The sequence below is a fragment of the Brenneria populi genome, from assembly GCF_036016195.1.
Lineage (GTDB): Bacteria > Pseudomonadota > Gammaproteobacteria > Enterobacterales > Enterobacteriaceae > Brenneria > Brenneria populi.
The window spans coordinates 58,398-79,308 of record NZ_JAYWTM010000006.1; the positions used below are offsets into that span (position 1 = coordinate 58,398).

Annotated in this window: 16 protein-coding genes; 8 read left to right on the forward strand and 8 right to left on the reverse strand. The window is 58.0% G+C overall.

From position 1 onward, the window contains the following. Positions 1-60 precede the first annotated feature (60 nt). From VSX58_RS07805 to VSX58_RS07820, 4 genes are all read left to right on the forward strand, one after another. Positions 61-1,488: an MFS transporter gene (locus VSX58_RS07805; protein WP_327617591.1), complete on the forward strand. Its 1,428-nt coding sequence runs from the start codon at positions 61-63 to the stop codon at positions 1,486-1,488. A gap of 274 nt (positions 1,489-1,762) precedes the next feature. Next, positions 1,763-2,404, forward strand: coding sequence for a stringent starvation protein SspA (sspA, locus tag VSX58_RS07810; protein ID WP_327614622.1), 642 nt, complete (start codon positions 1,763-1,765; stop codon positions 2,402-2,404). Positions 2,405-2,409: 5 nt separating this feature from the next. Further along, positions 2,410-2,910 carry a ClpXP protease specificity-enhancing factor gene (gene sspB, locus VSX58_RS07815; RefSeq protein ID WP_327614621.1) on the forward strand — a complete coding sequence of 167 codons (501 nt, stop codon included), beginning with the start codon at positions 2,410-2,412 and terminating at the stop codon, positions 2,908-2,910. Positions 2,911-3,023: 113 nt separating this feature from the next. Beyond that, the gene (locus VSX58_RS07820) at positions 3,024-3,428 is read left to right on the forward strand and encodes a GFA family protein (RefSeq protein ID WP_327617593.1); all 405 of its coding nucleotides are present in this window, start codon (positions 3,024-3,026) and stop codon (positions 3,426-3,428) included. 75 nt (positions 3,429-3,503) lie between these two features. Here the strand turns inward: VSX58_RS07820 and VSX58_RS07825 are convergent, their stop codons facing one another. The 4 genes from VSX58_RS07825 to gltB form a co-directional block, all read right to left on the reverse strand. Next, positions 3,504-4,277 (reverse strand): (S)-acetoin forming diacetyl reductase, encoded by a 774-nt coding sequence (locus VSX58_RS07825; RefSeq protein WP_327617595.1) that lies wholly within the window; start codon positions 4,275-4,277, stop codon positions 3,504-3,506. Between the two features lie 265 nt (positions 4,278-4,542). Further along, positions 4,543-5,316, reverse strand: a complete 774-nt coding sequence (locus VSX58_RS07830; RefSeq protein ID WP_327617596.1) for a (S)-acetoin forming diacetyl reductase — start codon at positions 5,314-5,316, stop codon at positions 4,543-4,545. Positions 5,317-5,496: 180 nt separating this feature from the next. Continuing rightward, on the reverse strand, positions 5,497-6,915 hold the full coding sequence (locus tag VSX58_RS07835) for a glutamate synthase small subunit (RefSeq protein ID WP_327617597.1): 1,419 nt from the start codon (positions 6,913-6,915) through the stop codon (positions 5,497-5,499). Between the two features lie 9 nt (positions 6,916-6,924). Continuing rightward, entirely contained in the window at positions 6,925-11,385 is a 4,461-nt protein-coding gene (gene gltB, locus VSX58_RS07840) for a glutamate synthase large subunit (RefSeq protein WP_327617599.1), read from the reverse strand. A 657-nt stretch (positions 11,386-12,042) separates the two neighbouring features. Here gltB and VSX58_RS07845 point away from each other — a divergent pair. The 4 genes from VSX58_RS07845 (at position 12,043) to mtgA (ending at position 17,125) form a co-directional block, all read left to right on the forward strand. Continuing rightward, entirely contained in the window at positions 12,043-12,972 is a 930-nt protein-coding gene (locus VSX58_RS07845; RefSeq protein ID WP_327614615.1) for a TIGR01212 family radical SAM protein, read from the forward strand. A 113-nt stretch (positions 12,973-13,085) separates the two neighbouring features. Beyond that, complete coding sequence (arcB, locus tag VSX58_RS07850; protein ID WP_327617601.1) at positions 13,086-15,431, forward strand: aerobic respiration two-component sensor histidine kinase ArcB; 2,346 nt, start codon at positions 13,086-13,088, stop codon at positions 15,429-15,431. Between the two features lie 309 nt (positions 15,432-15,740). Then, positions 15,741-16,394 (forward strand): isoprenoid biosynthesis glyoxalase ElbB, encoded by a 654-nt coding sequence (gene elbB / locus VSX58_RS07855; protein WP_327617898.1) that lies wholly within the window; start codon positions 15,741-15,743, stop codon positions 16,392-16,394. Next, positions 16,391-17,125, forward strand: coding sequence for a monofunctional biosynthetic peptidoglycan transglycosylase (mtgA, locus tag VSX58_RS07860; RefSeq protein WP_327617602.1), 735 nt, complete (start codon positions 16,391-16,393; stop codon positions 17,123-17,125). Before elbB ends, mtgA begins: the two co-directional genes overlap by 4 nt. A 74-nt stretch (positions 17,126-17,199) precedes the next feature. Here mtgA and dolP read toward each other — a convergent pair whose 3' ends face one another. The 4 genes from dolP to VSX58_RS07880 form a co-directional block, all read right to left on the reverse strand. Then, the gene (dolP, locus tag VSX58_RS07865; RefSeq protein ID WP_327617603.1) at positions 17,200-17,775 is read right to left on the reverse strand and encodes a division/outer membrane stress-associated lipid-binding lipoprotein; all 576 of its coding nucleotides are present in this window, start codon (positions 17,773-17,775) and stop codon (positions 17,200-17,202) included. 10 nt (positions 17,776-17,785) lie between these two features. Continuing rightward, positions 17,786-18,376 carry a DnaA initiator-associating protein DiaA gene (gene diaA, locus VSX58_RS07870; protein ID WP_239785138.1) on the reverse strand — a complete coding sequence of 197 codons (591 nt, stop codon included), beginning with the start codon at positions 18,374-18,376 and terminating at the stop codon, positions 17,786-17,788. A gap of 129 nt (positions 18,377-18,505) precedes the next feature. Next, positions 18,506-18,862, reverse strand: coding sequence for a YraN family protein (locus VSX58_RS07875; protein WP_327617899.1), 357 nt, complete (start codon positions 18,860-18,862; stop codon positions 18,506-18,508). Then, positions 18,859-20,880, reverse strand: a complete 2,022-nt coding sequence (locus tag VSX58_RS07880) for a penicillin-binding protein activator (RefSeq protein WP_327617604.1) — start codon at positions 20,878-20,880, stop codon at positions 18,859-18,861. Before VSX58_RS07880 ends, VSX58_RS07875 begins: the two co-directional genes overlap by 4 nt. Positions 20,881-20,911: the final 31 nt, after the last annotated feature.

A 20,911-nucleotide genomic window follows, 5' to 3' on the forward strand; every position in this document is an offset into this window, starting at 1 on the left:
GTGATTTTGTTTTATTCTAGTATAAATACGATCGTACGTATTTATTTTTGAGTGAACGTCATGAAAAATTCGTTCTTCGTCCCTGGGAACGCGAGCCGGCGCCGCTGGCGGGCGCTGGCGACGCTGCTTACCGGCAACTTCGTCGTCATCCTTGACCTATTTATTGTCCATGTGGCCATTCCCGAATTGCGTAGGGATCTGGCGGCAACCGATGCCCAGGTCCAGCTGGTGCTGGCCGCATATGCCGTCGCCTATGGCATGGGTTTGATGAACGGCGCGCGGCTGGGAGACATGCTGGGACGGAGGCGCATGTTCCTGTGGGGAATGGGGATATTCACCGCGGCTTCGCTGGGCTGCGGCCTGAGTCCGACGGCCAATGCGCTGATTCTGGCGCGGATCGTTCAGGGCGCGGGGGCGGCCCTGTTGATGCCCCAGGTGTTGGCCTCGATCCGTCTGCTGTTTGAAGCTGAAGAACGCGCCACAGCCTTCACCGTCATGGGGGCGGTGCAGGGCGCGGCCGCCGCGGCGTCGCAGCTGCTGGGCGGCTGGTTTATCACCCATGCGCCCGGCGAACTGGGCTGGCGCATGGTGTTCCTTATCAATGTGCCGGTCGGCGTGCTGGCTCTTGCGCTTGGCCGACGGCTGCCTGAGTTTGTCCTGGAGCCGGCGCGTCTGGATATCAAAGGGGCGCTGGCGGGACTGGCCGGCATGGCGCTGTTGCTGGTGCCGGTCATGCTCGGTCGCGAGCACGGCTGGCCTTGGTGGTCGTGGAGCCTGCCGCTGTTATCGCTGGCGTTCTGGGGCGGTTTCCTGAGTTACGAGCGGCGGCTGCAGGCTGCCGGCGGCCTGCCGCTGTTCGATGTCGCGCTGCTGCGCAACCGGCCGTTCCTGGCCGGCGCCTGCGGCTTCTTTCTTTTCTACTCGGCGATAAGCTCTTTCTTTCTTGCCCTGACCCTGTTGTTGCAGGGCGGACTGCATCTGTCGCCTTTGACCGCCGGCGCTATCTTCACGCCCTCCGCTATTGCCTTCTTTGCCGGCTCAATGGCCGCTCCCCGTCTCCGGGGGGCGCTGGGCGGGAAGACGCTGTATGCGGGCCTGCTGATTTTCATCGCGGGCCTGGCCCTTGCGGTATGGGTGGGCGCGAACCGGCCCGCCGCGCTGGGGTGGCTGGCGCTGGCATTGATCCTTAACGGCTTTGGCCAGGGTATGGCCATTCCCGCCGCATTGGGGAGTCTGCTGGGCCGCGTGCGGGACTCCCAGGCCGGCGTCGCCGCCGGTCTGGTCAGCACGCTGCAGGCGCTTGGCAACGCGACGGGCGTGACGATCGTCGGCGTCATTCTGTTTGCGCAATTGGCGCGAATTCCCGGCGAATCGGCCTCGGAATACGGGGCGGCGCTGGCCTGGGCCACGCTCTACAACCTATCGGCGGCGGGCGCCAGCCTCATGCTGTTCCGCTACATGCTGAATACGCGCCGCGAGGGCGATTGAGAGCGAACCTCGCTGAAAAATCTTTTCATCGAAATAATAGTCTTTATTTTCCGTATGTTAACGATGAAATTACGCGGTAATCCCCACAAAACGAACAAAATCTGATACACTGTCCGCCGATTTTATGCCTGTTTGCCAGCAAGTGGTTTTTTGTTAAAAAGACTGGTTTTGCCAAGTGGTTTTTTCTCCCGAATGACAAAATGCAGATAAGGGTTTGCAGGATAACAGCAGATCGGCTATTCGCCGTATTTTCTCGATAAACTTGGAGGTTTTCATGGCTGTCGCTGCCAACAAACGTTCGGTAATGACGCTGTTTTCTGGTCCGTCCGACATTTTTAGCCATCAGGTCCGCATTGTCCTGGCGGAAAAAGGTGTGAGTGTCGAGATTGAGCAGGTAGACATGGATAATCTGCCGCAGGATCTTATTGACCTCAATCCTTATGGCTCGGTTCCGACCCTCGTTGACCGTGAACTGACGCTCTACGAATCGCGTATTATCATGGAATATCTGGATGAGCGTTTCCCTCATCCGCCGCTGATGCCGGTTTACCCGGTCGCGCGCGGCAACAGTCGCCTGATGATGCACCGCATTGAGAACGACTGGTATTCTTTGTTGAAGAAAATCATGCAGGGCAGCGCTCAGGAAGCCGACGGCGCGCGTAAACAGCTGCGTGAAGAGCTGCTGGCGATTGCGCCGGTTTTCAACGAAGCGCCTTACTTCATGAGCGAAGAGTTCAGTCTGGTGGACTGCTATCTGGCTCCCCTGTTATGGCGCCTGCCGCAATTGGGGATTGAACTGAGCGGCTCCGGCGCGAAAGAGCTGAAAGGTTACATGACGCGCGTATTTGAGCGTGATGCGTTTCTGGCTTCCCTTACCGAAGCTGAACGTGAAATGCGTTTGCAAACCAGAGGTTAAACGACATGGCGTTGTCTCAACTGTCTCCGCGTCGTCCGTATCTGTTGCGGGCCTTCTATGATTGGTTGCTGGATAACCAGTTGACGCCCCACCTGGTGGTCGATGTGACGCTGCCGGGCGTCATGGTGCCGATGGAGTTTGCCCGCGACGGGCAGATTGTGCTGAATATCGCCCCTCGCGCCGTTGGCGGCCTTGAGTTAGCTGATGACAGCGTGCGCTTCAGCGCCCGTTTCGGCGGCGTGCCGCGTCAGGTTTATGTGCCTATGACGGCGGTGCTGGCTATTTACGCCCGCGAAAACGGGGCAGGCACCATGTTTGAGCCGGAACCCGCTTATGAGTCGGCGGGAGAGTTTGACAATTCGCAGGATGAAACCGCCACATCCGGCACGGTGATGTCGATCGTTGATAATAATCCGCCAGTCGTGACGGATGAAGATGGTCATCCTGATGATGAACCTCCCCAGCCTCCCAAGGGGGGCAGGCCCTCGTTACGGGTCGTTAAATAGCGTATGCGCGCAAGGGCACGGTTAGCGTGCCCTTGCTACATTCTGAGCCGGCGCTTTTGATGTAAGGGCATCGTTGTTTGATGCTGATTTTATGTTTCATGACGGAGGAGAGGATGAATAAAGGACGCTGTTTATGCGGCGGCGTGACTATCGCAACCGAGAATGCGATTAAAGAGGTGACGGCCTGTCATTGCGGGATGTGTGAAAAGTGGAGCGGCGGACCCTTTATGTCAGTCAACTGCCAGAACGCGATATCGATAGAGGGCGAAGCCAATATCACCTCATATCGCTCTTCAGAATGGGCGGAGCGGGCATTTTGCAAAGTGTGCGGCACGCACCTGTTCTTCAAATTGCTTTCGCCGGAGACCTACTTCGTTCCTGTCGAACTGTTTGACGGGAATAGCGAGAAACAGCTGGTCGCCCAGATCTATATCGATAAGAAGCCCGATTACTACGCGTTTGCGCAGAAGACCCGGGAAATGACGGAACAGGAAATTGTGGATTCATACCAGCCGTAATCTCTTCAGATGCGTATTCCGGCGGCGCGCAACCGAACGTGGAGCCCGGTTGCTTATGGAACGGACGGTTCGCGCTTAGCTGAACACCATACCGCCGTCGACCAGTAAGGACTGTCCCGTCATATAGTCGGAGTCGGGACCCGCCAGATAAGCCACGCAGGCGGCGACGTCTTCCGGTTCGGACAGACGGCCCAGCGCAATGCCCTTGACGAATTCGGCCGTCGCGTAACCCGCGGGTTTGCCCGCTTCTTGTGAAACGATGCGATCCCTTTCGCGCCACATTGGCGTATTGACTACCCCGGGGCAGTAGCCGTTTACCGTAATGCCATACTTCGCTACCTCGCGCGCGACGCTCTGCGTCAATCCGCGCACGGCGAATTTACTGGCGCTGTAAACCGCCAGATCGGGGTTGCCCAGATGGCCGGCCTGCGAACAGGCGTTAATGATTTTTCCACCGTGTTTAAGGGACTTAAATGTTGCGATCGCGGCCTGCATGCCCCAGATAACGCCGTTGACGTTGATGTGATAAACGCGCTCGATAACATCCGGCGGCGTATCTTCAAACTGCATATTAGGCGCGATGCCGGCATTGTTGACGATAACGTTAAAGTCGCCGAGCTGCCGCTTCGTTTCTTCCACTGCGGCAAACACCGCATCGTGCACGGAAACGTCAGCCTGAATAGCGATCGCTTTTCCGCCGGCCTGATTAATTTGTTCAGCCACACTCTTCGCGGTATCGGCATGGTAATCTACTACGGAAATGGCAAAACCGTCTTTCGCCAGTCGCAGAGCGATAGCCTGACCAATTCCCTGGCCAGCGCCGGTGACAAGCGCCACTTTAGTCGTCATATTTCCTCCTAGATAAAATCCATTCTTCCGTTAAACCTGCATTAATAGTAGGCCTTTACGCTGAAAAAGCAAAAAAATCCCTATATATACATATAGTTAATGTTTTGTGAAAAAATTCATATGCCTGAAAAGAGCGAAGGCGGGTTTTGAGAGCAGCAGCGGAGCGGTATGGCGGCCGCTGTTTTGGTATCGGTAAAGCGGGCCGGATGCGAAACAAAACAACCGGGTCGATGCCCGGTTGTCGCAAGCTGAGAAGGGTAGCGCGTTAGTTGAACACCATACCGCCGTCGATCAGTAAAGATTGTCCCGTCATATAGTCGGAGCCGGGGCTGGCCAGGTAGGAGACGCAGGCGGCGACGTCTTCCGGTTCTGAGAGACGTCCCAGCGCGATGCGTTTGGCAAATTCGGCGGTGCCGTATCCCGCCGGCTTGCCTGCGGCTTTGGAAACCTGCTGATCGATTTCTTGCCACATCGGCGTTTTCACAATGCCCGGGCAATATGCGTTGACGGTAACGCCATAGGGCGCCAGATCGCGCGCGGCGGTTTGCGTCAGGCCGCGAACGGCAAATTTGCTCGAACTGTAAACCGCGAGTTCAGGATTCCCCACGTGGCCGGCCTGCGAACAGGCGTTGATGATCTTTCCGCCGTGCTTAAGGGATTTAAAGGCCTGAAGCGCCGCCTGCATGCCCCAGATAACCCCTTTGACGTTGATGTTATAGACGCGATCGACGATTTCCGCGGTGATATCTTCAATGCTCGTTGAGGGCGCGATGCCGGCATTGTTGACAATCACGTTAAAATCGCCGAATTTTTTCTGCGTTTCGGCCACCGCGGCGAATACGGCATCGCGATCGGAAACGTCGGCCTGCAGCGCAAGCGCCTGCCCGCCGGACTTCTCGATCTCCGTTGCGACCTGCTGCGCTGTTTCCGCGTTGTAGTCGACGACGGCGACGGCAAAACCGTCCTGCGCCAGTTTGAGCGCGATGGCGCGCCCGATACCCTGACCCGCGCCGGTGACAAGCGCGACTTTCTTGGTCATATTACCTCTCCCTATATTAAGTCCGTTTTTCCTCTGAGCTTAAGCTCATAAGAAATATTAGATGCTGGGGAGTAGATTTCCAGGCGGTTTATTATTTTTATTCAAGCGGAGTAGATGGGGTAAATTGCTGCGGTGAGAAAAACTGCCCGGGCCGCGAACGTCAGCCCAGGCAGGGAGGGATTACACTTCCAGGTAGTTCATGATGCCGTCGGCGGCTTTACGCCCTTCGGCGATGGCGGTCACCACCAGATCGGAGCCCCGTACCGCATCGCCGCCGGCGAAGATTTTGGGGTTGCTGGTCTGGAAGGCGTTTTCGATGCTTTCCGGGGCGAGGATGCGGCCCTGTCCGTCCAGCGCTACGTCGTACTCCGCCAGCCAATCCATTTTGTGCGGACGGAAACCGAACGCCATCACGACGGCGTCCGCTTCCAGTACGTGCTCCGAGCCGGCGACGATTTCAGGACGCCGGCGACCGTTGACGTCGGGCGCGCCCAGCGCGGTGCGCGCCATTCTGACGCCGCAAACTTTACCCGCGCCGTTGATTTCAATGCTCAACGGCTGTAGGTTGAATTTGAACTCCACCCCTTCCTCGCGCGCGTTTTTCACTTCGCGTTTAGAGCCCGGCATGTTGGCTTCATCGCGGCGATAGGCGCAGGTGACGTGCGTCGCGCCCTGACGGATAGACGTACGTACGCAGTCCATCGCGGTATCGCCGCCGCCCAGCACCACTACGCGCTTGCCCTGCATGGTGATATAGGGTTCCTCCGGCGACGCTTCGAAGCCCATCAAGTGCTTGGTGTTGGCGATCAGGAACGGCAGCGCGTCGTAAACGCCCGACGCATCTTCGTTTTCCAGCCCGCCGCGCATGGATTGGTAAGTCCCCACGCCGAGGAATACGGCGTCGTACTCATCCAGCAGCGCCTGCATCTGAACGTCTTTGCCGACCTCGGTATTCAGGCGGAATTCAATGCCCATGCCGCTGAAAATCTCGCGGCGCTTGACCATCACCTCTTTGCCCAGCTTGAATGCCGGAATGCCGAAGGTCAGCAGACCGCCGATCTCGGGATGACGATCGAACACCACCGCCTGTACGCCGTTGCGCGCCAGGACGTCGGCGCAGGCGAGCCCCGCCGGGCCGGCGCCGACAATCGCCACGCGTTTGCCCGTCGGCCGCACGTGGGATACATCGGGCTTCCAGCCCATCTCCAGCGCCTTGTCGTTGATATAGCGTTCAATGTTGCCGATAGTGACGGCGCCGAATTCGCTGTTCAGCGTGCAGGAGCCTTCGCACAGACGATCCTGAGGACAAACGCGGCCGCAGACTTCCGGCAGGCTGTTGGTTTGATGCGAGAGCTCCGCGGCTTCGATGATGCGCCCCTCATTGGCCAGCTTCAGCCAGTTGGGGATGTAGTTATGAACCGGGCATTTCCACTCGCAATAGGGGTTGCCGCATGACAGGCAGCGGTCCGCCTGCGCTTTGGACTGACTCTCCGAGAACGGCTCGTAAATTTCAACAAATTCAATTTTTCGAATTTTCAGCGGTTTTTTCGGCGGATCAACGCGCTGCAGGTCGATAAATTGATAAACATTCTGACTCATGATGACCTCTTACTGCGCCAAAACCCGCAGCTCTGCTGCGGAACGACTACGGTGACCCAACAATGCCTTCACATCACTTGACTTCGGTTTCACCAGGGCAAATTTCGCCGCCCATGCCGGCCAGTTAGCGAGGATCTCTTCCGCGCGTTGCGAACCGGTATGCTGTGCATGCTCGGTAATCAGCCCGCGCAAATGTTCTTCATGAATCGCCAGTTGTTCTACATCCAGCACTTCCACCAGCTCCGGGTTAACGCGTTTGCGGAATTCGCCGTCTTCGTCCAGAACATAGGCGAAGCCGCCGGTCATGCCGGCGCCGAAGTTGACGCCGGTGCGGCCCAGCACGCAGACGATGCCGCCCGTCATGTATTCGCAGCCGTTATCACCGATGCCTTCCACTACGGTGATCGCCCCGGAGTTGCGCACGGCAAAGCGCTCGCCGGCGCGGCCTGCGGCGAAGAGCTTGCCTCCCGTCGCGCCATACAGGCAGGTATTGCCGATGATGCTGGCCTCATGGCTGCGGAATGCCGAACCGACCGGAGGACGAACGGCGATGCAGCCGCCCGCCATGCCTTTGCCGACGTAGTCGTTGGCGTCGCCGGTCAGCGTCAGCTCGACGCCGCCCGCATTCCAAACCCCAAAGCTCTGTCCGGCGGTGCCGGAGAAGTAAACTTTGATCGGATCGCTCGCCAGCCCCTGGTCGCCGTGCCGCGCGGCGATTTCTCCGGACAAGGTCGCGCCGACGGAACGGTCCGTGTTGCGGATATCGAAGTAGAGCGCTTTGCTCTGTTTGGCTTCCACATGGGGCAGCGCCTGCGTCAACAGCTCTTTGTTCAGCAGCCCTTTATCAAAGGCCGGGTTGCCTTCGGTGCAGTACAGCGCTTTACCCGGCTGAGGCTGCGCGGTATGCAGCAGCGGCGCTAAATCCAGCTTGTTCTGCTTGGCGGTGAAGCCGTCCAGCTCGACCAGCAGGTCGGTGCGGCCGATTAAATCCACCAGGCGGCTTACGCCCAGCTCCGCCATCAGCATCCGGGTTTCATGGGCGATGAATTTAAAGTAGTTGGTCACGCGATCCGGCAAGCCGTGATAGTGCTCGCGGCGCAGCTTTTCGTCCTGCGTGGCGACGCCGGTCGCGCAGTTGTTCAGGTGGCAGATGCGCAGGTATTTGCAGCCGAGCGCCACCATCGGGCCGGTGCCGAAACCGAAGCTTTCCGCGCCCAGAATCGCCGCTTTGATGATGTCCAGGCCGGTTTTCAGGCCGCCGTCCACCTGCAGACGGATTTTATGGCGCAGACCGTTGGCGACCAGCGCCTGCTGGGTCTCCACCAGGCCCAATTCCCACGGACAGCCGGCATATTTCACCGAAGTGAGCGGGCTGGCGCCGGTGCCGCCGTCGTAACCGGCGATGGTAATCAGGTCGGCGTAGGCTTTCGCCACGCCGGTGGCGATGGTGCCGACGCCCGGTTCGGAAACCAGTTTTACCGAAATCATCGCTTTCGGGTTGATCTGCTTCAGATCGAAAATCAGCTGCGCCAGGTCTTCGATGGAGTAAATATCGTGGTGCGGCGGCGGTGAAATCAGCGTCACGCCCGGCACGGAGTAACGCAGCCTGGCGATATAAGGTGTGACCTTATCACCTGGTAGCTGCCCCCCTTCGCCGGGCTTGGCGCCTTGCGCCACTTTAATCTGAATCACATCGGCGTTGACCAGATAAGCCGGGGTGACGCCGAAGCGCCCTGATGCCACCTGCTTGATGCGGGAAACCTTGTTGGTGCGATAACGCGCCGGATCTTCGCCGCCTTCCCCGGAGTTTGAGAAGCCGCCCAGGCCGTTCATCGCCTCGGCCAGCGACTCGTGCGCTTCCGGGCTGAGGGCGCCGATCGACATCGCCGCGGTATCAAAGCGCTTGAACATTTCCGTCGCGGGTTCGACGTCGTCGATGGCTATCGCTGCGTCCGCCTGCGGCTTCAGCGCCAGCAGGTCGCGCAGGGTGGCGGCCGGACGCTGGTTAACCAGTTTGGAATAGCGTTCGTAATCGCTGTACTCGCCGCTTTTAACCGCCGCCTGCAGCGAGGTGACCACGTCGGGGTTATAGGCGTGATATTCGCCGCCGTGGACGAATTTCAGCAGCCCGCCCTGATCCAGCGCTTTGCGTTTTAGCCAGGCGCGTTTGGATAGGTTCAGCAAATCCTGCTCGAAGTCGCTGAAGCTGGCTCCGCCTATACGGCTGACCACGCCCTGGAAGCACTGGGTCGAAACGTCTTTGTGCAGACCGACGGCTTCGAACAGCTGGGAGCAGCGGTAGGAGGCGACGGTCGAGATGCCCATCTTGGACATGATCTTGTACAACCCTTTATTGATGCCGTTACGGTAGTTCAGCATCACGGCGCGATAGGGTTTATCAATCGTGCGGTTATCTACCAGGCGCGCCAGCGTTTCGTAGGCCAGATAAGGATAAATCGCGGTGGCGCCGAAGCCTAACAGCACGGCGAAATGGTGCGGATCGCGCGCGCTGGCGGTTTCGACGATAAGGTTGGCGTCGCAGCGCAGGCTCTTCTCCACCAGACGGCGCTGAATAGCGCCGACCGCCATCGGCGCCGGCACCGGCAGCCGTTTTTCGGCGATGGCGCGATCGGAAAGCACCAGCAGCACCGCGCCGTCGCGCACTTTATGTTCGGCGGCGTCGCACAGCCGCTCGATAGTCTGCTGCAGCGTCTGCTGTTCCGGTTCGAACGTCAGATCCAGCACATCGGCGCGGTAGTGCTGCTGATCTTGCGAGATCAGCTGTTTGAAATCGGAGTAAAGCAGGATCGGCGATTTAAAGCTCAGACGGTGAGCCTGGCCTTCCGCTTCGCAGAATACGTTCATTTCACGGCCGATGCAGGTTGCCAACGACATGACGTGCGCTTCGCGCAGCGGATCGATCGGCGGATTGGTAACCTGGGCGAACTGTTGGCGGAAATAGTCGTAAATAATGCGCGGGCGGCTGGAAAGCACGGCGAAGGGCGTATCGTCCCCCATCGAACCGGTCGCTTCCTGGCCATTCTCGCCCAGCACGCGCAGCACCTGGTCCAGCTCTTCGGCGCTGTAGCCGAACTGTTTCTGGTAGGTTTCCAGCAGGGCGTCGTCGAACTCGCGGCTGCCGACCTGGTCGTCCGGCAGATCCTCAAACGGCACCAGACGCTGGACGTTTTTCTCCATCCACGTTTTATACGGGTGGCGGCTTTTGAGGTCGTCATCGGTTTCGGCCGAATGCAGAATGCGCCCGTGGCGGGTATCGATAACCATCAATTCGCCCGGCCCGACGCGGCCTTTCTCGACCACTTCATCCGGCTGATAATCCCAGATCCCCACCTCGGAGGCGCAGGTGATCAGTTTATCTTTAGTGATAACGTAGCGCGCCGGACGCAGGCCGTTACGGTCCAGGTTACAGGCGGCGTAGCGCCCGTCGGACATCACGATGCCGGCCGGGCCGTCCCAGGGTTCCATATGCATGGAGTTGAAGTCGAAGAAGGCGCGCAGCTCCGGATCCATGTCCGGGTTGTTCTGCCATGCCGGCGGCACCAGCAGACGCATGGCGCGGATAATGTCCATCCCGCCGCTGAGGAACAGCTCCAGCATGTTATCCAGCGAACTGGAGTCGGAGCCCGTTTCGTTGACGAATGGGGAGGCGTCCTGCAGATCCGGGATCAGCGGGGTTTTGAATTTGTAAGCGCGCGCGCGCGCCCACTGGCGGTTGCCGGCAATAGTGTTGATCTCGCCGTTGTGCGCCAAATAGCGGAACGGCTGCGCCAGCGGCCAGCGCGGTACGGTGTTGGTCGAGAAACGCTGGTGGAACAGGCAGATCGCGGATTCCAGACGTAAATCGGCCAGATCGAGATAGAAGCGCGGCAGGTCCGCCGGCATGCAGAGGCCTTTATAGATCGTCACCAGATTGGAGAAGCTGCAAACGTAGAACTCTTTATCTTCAATCCGTTTTTCGATACGCCGGCGCGCCATGAACAGACGGCGCTCCATATCGCTTTGCAGCCAGCCGGCCGGCGCGTTGACAAAGATCTGCTCGATGCGCGGCAGCGAAGAGAGCGCGATTTCGCCCAGCACGTCGGGATTGGTCGGCACTTCGCGCCAGCCGAGCACCGACAGGGTCTCGTTTTGCAGCTCTTCTTCCACAATCCGGCGAGCGGCCTGAGCCAGCTCTTCATCCTGGTTGAGAAACATCATGCCGACGGAGTAGTTTTTGGCCAACCGCCAGCCGCGCTCTTCCGCCACCATGCGGAAAAAACGATCGGGTTTTTGCAGCAATAGACCGCAGCCGTCGCCGGTCTTGCCGTCAGCAAGGATCGCGCCACGGTGCTGCATACGGGCAAGCGCGTGAATCGCGGTACGCACAACCTTGTGGCTTGGCTCGCCTTCTATATGGGCGATTAAGCCAAAACCACAGTTGTCTCTCTCTTGAGATGCATCGTACAACATAATAGTGAACCTCCCCGGGCTCTTGTATGACTCTCGTAACCTACTGCAAGAAGGCGCTGTGGCGTTGAGCTGCGTATGCCTGCCGCTCTCTTTCTTTGGCCTCTCGTGACGGTCTCACAAGTGATGAATGACTTGTTTTTAGAGGGAGTCTTCATTTACTGCATAAATATGACGAGTCGATAACTCATCAGGAAAGCTTCCAGCGGATCCTCAAATTAGCGAGAAAGCCTGTTCAGGTCAAATACCTGTGCAAAATAGGTTATTAAGGAATAGTTTTTGGTTATATGTATGAAAGTTAGTGATTTTTTTAGTAAAAATCTGTCGGCGCGGGATTGTCGGATTTGGTTGAAGTGTGAGGCGTATCACTATACATATATCATAATATCTCCCCGACGTGCTGCGATATTTCTGCTTTTTGGCATCTTATACTGCTTTGATTAGATATTTTAACTTATGCCACTGTTTTTCATTTCGGCGTCATCTTTTAATGAGCGACGGCAGGCGGATAAGAAAAATTAATCAAGGCAAATGTGAGTTTATTTGCATTAAAACCGAATAATCATTCAACTCTGACCAAGGGAAAGGGATTGATCGGCGTCATCGCGGCGATAGGGCTGAAGGAGTAGGCTGCTTTTCCTCAAGAGGGGCGACTAGAATATGCAATTACAGAAATTAATCAATATGCTTGGCGGAAATCTTCAGCGCCGCTATGGGGAGAAGATTCACAAACTCACGCTGCACGGCGGTTTTAGCTGCCCGAACCGGGACGGCACGCTGGGGCGGGGCGGCTGCACGTTTTGCAACGTCGCCTCGTTCGCCGATGAAGAGATGCAGCAGAGCAGCATTGCCCGGCAACTGGCCGCGCAGGCCGGCAAAGTCAACCGGGCGAAGCGCTATCTGGCCTATTTCCAGGCTTATACCAGCACCTACGCCGAAGTGAATGTATTGAAAAGCCTGTATCAGGCGGCGCTGGAGCAGGCGGATATGGTGGGGCTGTGCGTCGGCACCCGGCCGGACTGCGTGCCGGACGCGGTACTGGATTTATTGTCCGGCTATCATCAGCAGGGGTACGAAGTGTGGCTGGAGCTGGGCCTGCAGAGCGCCAGCGATAAAACCTTGCACCGAATTAATCGCGGTCACGATTTCGCCTGCTACCAGCAGACGGTTCGGCGCGCGCGCGCGCGCGGCCTGAAGGTTTGTTGCCACCTTATCGTCGGCCTGCCGGGGGAAGATGCGCAGCGCTGTTTCTCCACGCTCGACCGGGTGGTTGAAACCGGCGTGGAGGGCATCAAACTCCATCCGCTGCACATCGTCGACGGCAGCATTATGGCGAAAGCCTGGCGTGCGGGCCGGTTGTCCCCGCTGTCGCTGGAGGAGTACGTGTCGACCGCCGGCGAGATGATTCGCCGTACGCCCCCCGAAGTTATCTATCACCGCATTTCCGCCAGCGCCCGGCGCCCGACCCTGCTGGCTCCTCTCTGGTGCGAAAATCGCTGGACCGGGATGGTGGAGCTGGACCGTTATCTCCAGCGTTTCGGCGTTCAGGGGTCGGCGCTGGGCACGCCCTATCAATACTCTCCCGTTTAGCGCCGCCCGGCGCGTCAATTTACCCTGCGGCCGGCAAACTATGTGCTGCGCCGCTACCGCATGCGTCGCTATTTTACGATATGATTCGGTGGTTCGCGACTAAGGAAACCACTATGAAACAAATCCGCCTGTTGGCTCAGTACTACGTTGATTTAATGGTAAAACTGGGGCTTGTCCGTTTTTCGCTGCTGCTGGCCTCGGTGCTGGTGCTGCTGGCGATGGTGGTGCAGATGGCCGTCACCCTGCTGCTCAGCGGGAAAGTGGAAAATATCGACGTCGTGCGCTCGGTGTTTTTCGGGCTATTGATCACGCCGTGGGCCGTCTATTTTCTTTCTGTGGTGGTGGAACAGCTCGAAGAGTCGCGCCAGCGTTTATCCAAGCTGGTGGCGAAGCTGGAGGAGATGCGCCACCGCGATCTTGAATTGAACGAACAGCTGCAGGAGAACATCGCTCAGCTTAATCAGGAGATCGCCGATCGCATCAAATCGGAAGAGGCGCGCCTGCGCGTGGTGAGCAAGCTGAAAGAGGAGATGTTGCGCCGCGAACAGGCGCAGATTGAACTGGAGCAGCAGTCCGCGTTATTGCGCTCTTTCCTCGACGCCTCTCCGGACCTGGTTTATTACCGTAATGAAGACAAAGAGTTCTCAGGCTGCAACCGCGCGATGGAGCTGCTGGTGGGCAAAAGTCAGAAACAGCTGATTGGCCTCACGCCGCAGGACGTGTACCCCCCGGATATCGCCGAGAAAGTGATGGAAACGGATGAGAAAGTCTTCCGCCACAACGTTTCCCTGACGTACGAGCAATGGCTGGTATACCCGGATGGCCGCAAGGCCTGTTTCGAGCTGCGTAAGGTGCCTTTTTACGATCGCATGGGGAAACGGCACGGGCTGATGGGTTTTGGGCGCGATATAACGGAGCGTAAGCGCTACCAGGACGCGTTGGAGAATGCCAGCAGGGAGAAGACCACCTTTATCTCAACGATCAGCCATGAGCTGCGCACGCCGCTTAACGGCATTGTCGGGCTGAGCCGTATCTTGCTGGATACGCAACTGGATGCCGAGCAGCAAAAGTATCTGAAAACCATCCACGTCAGCGCGATTACGCTGGGCAATATTTTTAACGACGTCATTGAAATGGACAAGCAGGAGCGCCGCAAGGTGCAACTGGATAACCAGCCGATAGATTTCACCGGGTTTTTAGTCGATCTGGAGAATTTGGGCGGGCTGCTGGCGCAGCCGAAAGGGCTGAAATTAATCATGGAGCTGAATCAGCCCCTGCCGCAGAAAATTATTACCGACGGCACCCGGCTGCGGCAGATTCTGTGGAATCTGCTCAGTAACGCCGTGAAATTCACGCCGCAGGGAAAAATCGTGGTGCGCGTATGGCATGAGAAGGGAAATTGCCTGCGTTTTGACGTCGAAGATTCCGGCATGGGGATCCCGGCGGATGAGTTGGAAAAAATCTTCGCCATGTACTATCAGGTAAAAGATCAGAACGGCGGCAAACCGGCGACCGGCACCGGCATCGGCCTGTCGGTTTCAAAACGCCTGGCGCAGAACATGGGCGGAGATATTCAGGTTACCAGCGTTCAGGGTAAGGGCTCTTGCTTTACCCTGACGGTCAACGCGCCAGGCATTGAAGAGACGATCGGCAATCCGGATGAGGATGACGAGATGCCGCTGCCGGCGCTGCATGTGCTGCTGGTGGAGGATATCGAGCTGAATGTGGTGGTGGCGCGTTCGGTGCTGGAAAAACTGGGCAGCAGCGTGGAGGTGGCGATGACCGGACGGGAGGCGCTGGATATGTTCGATCCGGACGAGTTCGATTTAGCGCTGCTGGATATTCAGCTACCGGATATGACCGGGCTGGACGTCGCCCGCGAAATCCGCCGGCGTTACGCCGATCGCCGCTTGCCGCCGCTGGTGGCGCTAACCGCCAACGTATTGAAGGATAAAAAAGAGTATCTGAACGCCGGCATGGACGACGTGCTCAGCAAACCGCTATCGGTCCCGGCGTTAACGACGGTAATTAAACAGTATTGGGACCATCAGACGGTGGACGACGATCGGCCCGTCGCCGAAAAAAGTCACGCAGAGGTGAATGAAGATCTGTTGGATATTGCGATGCTGGAACAATACCTGGATCTGGTCGGGCCGAAATTGATTCACCAAAGCCTGGAGATGTTCGAACAGATGATGCCGGGGTATCTGGCGATTCTTGACTCCAACATGACGGCGCGCGACCAGAAAGGCATTACCGAAGAAGGGCACAAGATTAAAGGCGCCGCGGGATCGGTCGGGCTGCGCCATTTGCAGCAGGTCGCCCAGCAGATACAAACGGATACGTTGCCCGCCTGGTGGGATAATGTTCAGGAATGGATCGATGAGCTCAAGCACGACTGGCGTCATGATGTTCAGGTGCTGCGGAATTGGGTAGCGAGCAAAAACGGCGGGAAATAGACCTGACGTCACGCGGCGACGGCCGGAAAGCCAGGGACGGCGGCGATAAAAAAAATGACCCCGACCGAGGCCGGGGTGCGCGAATTATGCGCCAACACCAGGGAAAACAGGCACCTGCGTTTAGATATCAGGGTTCGTGGATTCGCAAGCGCGGGTATTCATATCCTTAATTATTCTACATCTTCAACACGCAACAAAATAGCAAAAGCGGAAACGTTCGTTAGAAGAATCATTAAAATGTGTGATGTAGATTAGTGTTTGTCAATTAAAAAATCAATTAGTTGATGTAATCAAATGGGGGAAAAGATGATGAAAAGAGTCGGTATTGTCCTGAGCGGGTGCGGGGTTTATGATGGTTCGGAGATTCATGAGGCCGTGCTGACGCTGCTTGCGTTGGATAGGGCGGGGGCGCAGGCGGTTTGTTTTGCGCCGGATAAGCCGCAGTCCGATGTCGTCAATCACCTGACCGGTGACGTAACCAGTGAGAATCGCAACGTTTTAGTGGAGTCGGCGCGGATTGCCAGAGGGAAAATCCAGTCGCTGTGCGACGCCGATGCGCGGCAGCTTGATGCGCTAATTGTTCCCGGCGGCTTCGGTTCCGCGAAAAATTTAAGCGACTTCGCCATTCAGGGCGCGGCCTGTCAGGTTGATGAAAATCTGAAAATACTTACTCAGGAAATTCATAAGCAAAATAAACCAATTGGCTTTATTTGCATCAGTCCCGCGCTGCTGCCGAAGTTATTGGGAGAACCCATCAGAGTAACTATCGGCAATGATGCTGATACCGCTGAAATCGTTGAGGAAATGGGCGGTATTCACGTTGTTTGCCCGGTCGACGACATTGTGGTGGATGCGGAGCGCAAAATCGTTACCACGCCCGCCTATATGCTGGCTAACTCGATCGGCGAAGCGGCGCAGGGCATCGACAAACTGGTCGCCCGCGTATTGGACTTGATTGAATGAGGCCGAGCCGCCGCGCTAACGGCCTTCCGTCGCGTATTAAACGTTTGGCGGTTCGCTGCCTGCTGGCGGTATTGGGACTCTGGCTGGCCGGCATACTGCTGTTCTCTTTCCTGCCGGTGCCGTTTTCCGCGGTGATGGCCGACCGTCAGATAAGTGCCTGGCTGCGCGGCGATTTTTCCTATGTCGCCCGATCTTCCTGGGTCGCCATGGATGAGATCGCCCCCGCTATGGCGCTGGCGGCGATCGCCGCGGAAGATCAGAAATTCCCCCAGCATTGGGGCTTTGATTTCGACGCCATTAATTCGGCTCTCAGGCATAACGAACGCCACGTGCGGCGCATCCGCGGCGCATCGACGCTGTCCCAGCAGATGGTGAAGAATTTGTTTTTGTGGGATGGCCGCAGCTGGCTGCGTAAGGGCCTTGAGGCCGGGATTACCTCGGGCGTTGAATTGGTATGGACCAAGCGGCGCATCCTGACGGTGTATTTGAATATCGCGGAGTTCGGCCCCGGTATTTTTGGCGTCGAAGCCGCGGCGAGACACTATTTCAACAAGTCCGCCAATAGACTGACGGCAAGCGAATCGGCCCTGCTGGCGGCCGTCTTGCCAAACCCGATCCGTTTTCGCGTCAGCGCGCCATCCGGCTATGTGATTCAGCGCCAGCAGTGGATTTTACGCCAGATGCGTCAGATGGGCGGCGAAGCGTTTTTGCGCGCCAATGGTTTGGATTAATAACGGCGAGCCGCGCCGTTCAGCGTCCGGCTCGCCGCTGGCGTTTCCGTCAGCGGCGGCGGTTGGAGGGGGCGTTATTGCAGATAAGTAAACGCGGTGGTGACGTGTTTCACTCCGCTGACCTTACTGGCGATTTCAGCCGCGGAGGCGCCTTCACGCTGGGTCACCAGACCTAACAGGAAGACTTCGCCGTTTTCGGTCGTCACTTTCACGTTGGACGATTTAACCGTATCGCTTGCCAGGATTTGCGAACGAACTTTGGTGGTGATCCAGGTATCCATGGAGGCCGTCCCCAGTGAAACCGGATTGCCCTGGCGTATCTCGTTATACACTTCGGCCGCGCCTTCCACCCCAAGCGCGATCTGTTTGGCACGGTTCGACAGTTCGGTGGTGGGCGCCTGTCCGGTCAGCAGAACTTTCCCCTGATAAGCGGTGGCGACGACGCGCGCCTCTTTTTTCAACTGCTCGTCTTTGCCGATGGCGTTGGTCACCCGCAGCTCCAGCGTGCCGTCGTCGACCTGGGTACCCACCGTCCGGGGGTCGGTGGCGCTTTTGGTCGCAACGGCGGCGCTGCCGACGACTACCGCGCCAACACAGCCTTGTAACAAGAGGGCGATAGACAGCACGGCAAATGCAGAACTTATCCTCATGTAGTGCTCCTTAATCGTTCTGGTGTGGGAAAAGTGTGTTATCAATTAAATCGCACAGGCAGTTAACCGTCAGCATGTGCATTTCCTGAATACGGGCGCTGCGGTGCGAAGGAATGCGGATTTCCACATCCTGCGGGCCGAGAAGTCCGGCGAGCTCGCCGCCGTCGTAACCGGTCAGGGCGACGATGCTCATATCCCGGGTTACCGCCGCCTCCACCGCTTTTACGATATCCCTGCTATTTCCGCGGGTGGATATCGCGAGAAGTACGTCGCCGGTTTGTCCCAGTGCGCGCACCTGCTTGGCGTAGATCTCTTCATGCAACCGATCGTTGGCGATCGCAGTTAAGACCACATTATCCGCATTAAGTGCAATAGCCGGCAGGCTGGGGCGTTCCGCTTCGAAGCGGTTAATCATGCTGGCCGCAAAGTGCTGAGAATTGGCCGCCGACGTTCCGTTGCCGCAGCACAAAATTTTATTGCCGTTAAGCAGGCTCTGCACCAGCACGATGGCCGCGCGCGAGATGGCGTCCGGCAGGGCTTCCGCCGCCGCGATCTGCGTCTGAATACTCTCGGTAAAACAAACTTTTATTCTATCCAGCACGTTGAGTTAACCTACTTTAATTTGAGTCTGTGAATAAAGATTCCCCGCGGCCGGACAGGCCGCGATACCGGGCCGAGGCATGCGTCGCTATGCCTCGGCCCGAACCTGTGGGGATAGGAATGGAATGTATCATCCCTGCGCGTTGAAAGCGTTAGGAAGCCAGCTAACTTGGTCGCCGGTGATCGCCACGACATCGAAACGGCAGTCCGCCGTTTCAAAGCCGGCGCCGCGTTGCGCCAGCCAGACGGCGGCGGCATGCAGCAACCGCTGCTGTTTGCGCCGGGTAACGCTGGCGGCGGCGTCGCCGAAGCTGGCGTTGCGCCGGTAGCGGACCTCCACAAAGACCCAGGTTTGCCGGTCGCGCATAATGAGATCCAATTCGCCGCCGCGCAGCGTAACGTTGGCGGCGACAAACGTTAGGCCGGCGCGTTCAAGGTAGCGCCGGGCAAGATGTTCATAATCCGCGCCTCTCTCCCGGGTATTCAGGATGCCGGCACCAACTGGCCCTGGCGGTATCGCAGCCAGGTCATCTGTCGGCTGATCACGCAGTCGGCCGTCGCGCTCAGCATACCGGTTGCGCCCGCGACCTGATGGCCGGGCATCTGGCGCATTTCAGCAAAATGGCTGGATAGCGTCCAGGCATCCATCCCCATGGCATAGAGACGCACCAGGGAGTAATCATTTTTAAACTGGCCGCTTACCTGCTGCATCAACGCCGGGTTGGCGCCCGCCAGCAGCGGGATCTCGCTGAATTGCAGCCCTTCCATCTCCAGACGGAAATCGGGGCCGCTGCCCGCCTGGAAACTGCGCGAGCTGGCGTACAGCGCAGGACGAGCGCGCGACGTGGTGCGCATATCGATCATGGGCTTTATCAACGCCAGCTCATCCGGCGTGGCGATGATATAAACGGCGTCGATATTGCCGCTCATCGACGCGCCGGCCACGGGCTCTACCTGCGACGGAATGGTTAAACCGCCCACCGTTGTGCTCGGCAGCGCGGTCTGCGGCGCCGTGTTGACCGGCTGACCGCTGAGGCTCATGCCGGCGCCGCTGTTGATCGCCTGCTTCAGCTCAAAGGTGCTGCCCAGGCGTTGTTGCAGCAGGGTGCCGCCGCCCTGCTGGCTCCAGGCCTGTGCAAACGCGTTGACGATGCGATCGCCGAGGTTTCCGCGCGGCACCAGCAATAGCGGCTGCTGTTTGCCCTGCTGATGAATAAACTTGGCGGCGTCCCGGGCCTCATCTTCCGGCGATAGGGCGAAGTAGCAGATATTCGGGCTATTTTGCACATGTTCGGGTTGGTTGAGCGCCAGAATATTCAAGGGGGACTGGTTGGCAGCCAGTTGCTCCACCTCGTTTTTCAGCAACGGCCCGATGACCAGAGAGGCGCCGTCCTGCTGAGCCTGAGCCAATACGTTCGCCAAAGGCTGCGACGAGGTATCGTACACTTTTACCGGCAGCGAGCTGGGGAGCGTCGGAGCCGGCGTCGGTTGCGCGGCGGGCGGAGTCATCTCGCCGCTGTATTGCGCGGCGGCGCCATCGTTTTGCCCGGCGACATCGGCGGTTTGCTCCGGCGTCGCGATTGAGGCGTTCTCGCCGCTCGGCGCGGCTTCCGCGGCAGGAAGCGGAGCGGCTACCGCGGCCTGGCCGTTTTTCGCCGCGTTAAATCCCTGCTGGATGGCGTTGGCGAACACCTGCGCCTGGCCGTTCAACGGCAACAGCAGCGCGATGCTGCTGACTTGCGACGGGTGAAAATCAGTAAATTGCGTCAACTGCGTCGGCAGCGTTTGCGCCGCCGGATGGTGCGGATAGCGGGTCCGCCAATCCTCTATCGCCGGCTTTAGCTGATCGGGCGACGGGCGATTGTTCTGGTAGGCGTTAAGCAGATCGAGCCAGCCCTGAAGAACGTTCTCATCGGCGTTAATCAGCAGCGCCCCCGATGCCTGCGGTGTCATCTGTACCAGCGCCTGCCAGGTGTGGTCGATATTCGCTTGGCGGGCCGCGCTGTCTTGTAGCAAGGGTTCCTGCGCGATGTAGGCGCGCAGCAGCGTTGCCGAAGGATGACTTTGATTGGCCAAAATTTGCGCATTATAGTAACGCAGCCGCTGCTGATCGGAGAGCGCGTTGACGTCCAACTGGCTTAACGCCTTATTGGCGGCGTCCATATTGTTCTGCGCCGCGGAGAGTTCCGCGCCCAGCAACTGCCGTTCTTGCTTTTGCGCGGCGCTTAAATCGGCCGGTAATGCGCTAAACTGCTGGCTGGCCTGCGGCACCTTGCCTTCCTGCAATAGGGCATGAATAGCGAGTAATTGCCAGGCCGCCTTGTTATTATCGCCGCTCTGCTGCATCTGTTGCAGATAATAATCAGCGGAGGCATCGGCCTTGCCTTGAACCTCGGACGGCGGGCTTTGCGGCGCCTGACTTGGACAGCCTGCGAGAAACAGCGCCGTTAACAAAACAGGAATAATACGCCCTGTATGAGTACGGACGAAACGAAAGGAAAGCATACTGTATCCAATGATTTTTTTTAAAGATGCT

Coding starts and splice junctions, on each gene's coding strand:
- VSX58_RS07845 (WP_327614615.1), top strand. CDS start 12,043: ATGCAATTACAGAAATTAATCAATATGCTTGGCGGAAATCTTCAGCGC.
- sspA (WP_327614622.1), top strand. CDS start 1,763: ATGGCTGTCGCTGCCAACAAACGTTCGGTAATGACGCTGTTTTCTGGT.
- VSX58_RS07820 (WP_327617593.1), top strand. CDS start 3,024: ATGAATAAAGGACGCTGTTTATGCGGCGGCGTGACTATCGCAACCGAG.
- mtgA (WP_327617602.1), top strand. CDS start 16,391: ATGAGGCCGAGCCGCCGCGCTAACGGCCTTCCGTCGCGTATTAAACGT.
- gltB (WP_327617599.1), bottom strand. CDS start 11,385: ATGTTGTACGATGCATCTCAAGAGAGAGACAACTGTGGTTTTGGCTTA.
- sspB (WP_327614621.1), top strand. CDS start 2,410: ATGGCGTTGTCTCAACTGTCTCCGCGTCGTCCGTATCTGTTGCGGGCC.
- VSX58_RS07835 (WP_327617597.1), bottom strand. CDS start 6,915: ATGAGTCAGAATGTTTATCAATTTATCGACCTGCAGCGCGTTGATCCG.
- elbB (WP_327617898.1), top strand. CDS start 15,741: ATGAAAAGAGTCGGTATTGTCCTGAGCGGGTGCGGGGTTTATGATGGT.
- VSX58_RS07805 (WP_327617591.1), top strand. CDS start 61: ATGAAAAATTCGTTCTTCGTCCCTGGGAACGCGAGCCGGCGCCGCTGG.
- arcB (WP_327617601.1), top strand. CDS start 13,086: ATGAAACAAATCCGCCTGTTGGCTCAGTACTACGTTGATTTAATGGTA.
- VSX58_RS07830 (WP_327617596.1), bottom strand. CDS start 5,316: ATGACCAAGAAAGTCGCGCTTGTCACCGGCGCGGGTCAGGGTATCGGG.
- VSX58_RS07880 (WP_327617604.1), bottom strand. CDS start 20,880: ATGCTTTCCTTTCGTTTCGTCCGTACTCATACAGGGCGTATTATTCCT.
- VSX58_RS07825 (WP_327617595.1), bottom strand. CDS start 4,277: ATGACGACTAAAGTGGCGCTTGTCACCGGCGCTGGCCAGGGAATTGGT.
- dolP (WP_327617603.1), bottom strand. CDS start 17,775: ATGAGGATAAGTTCTGCATTTGCCGTGCTGTCTATCGCCCTCTTGTTA.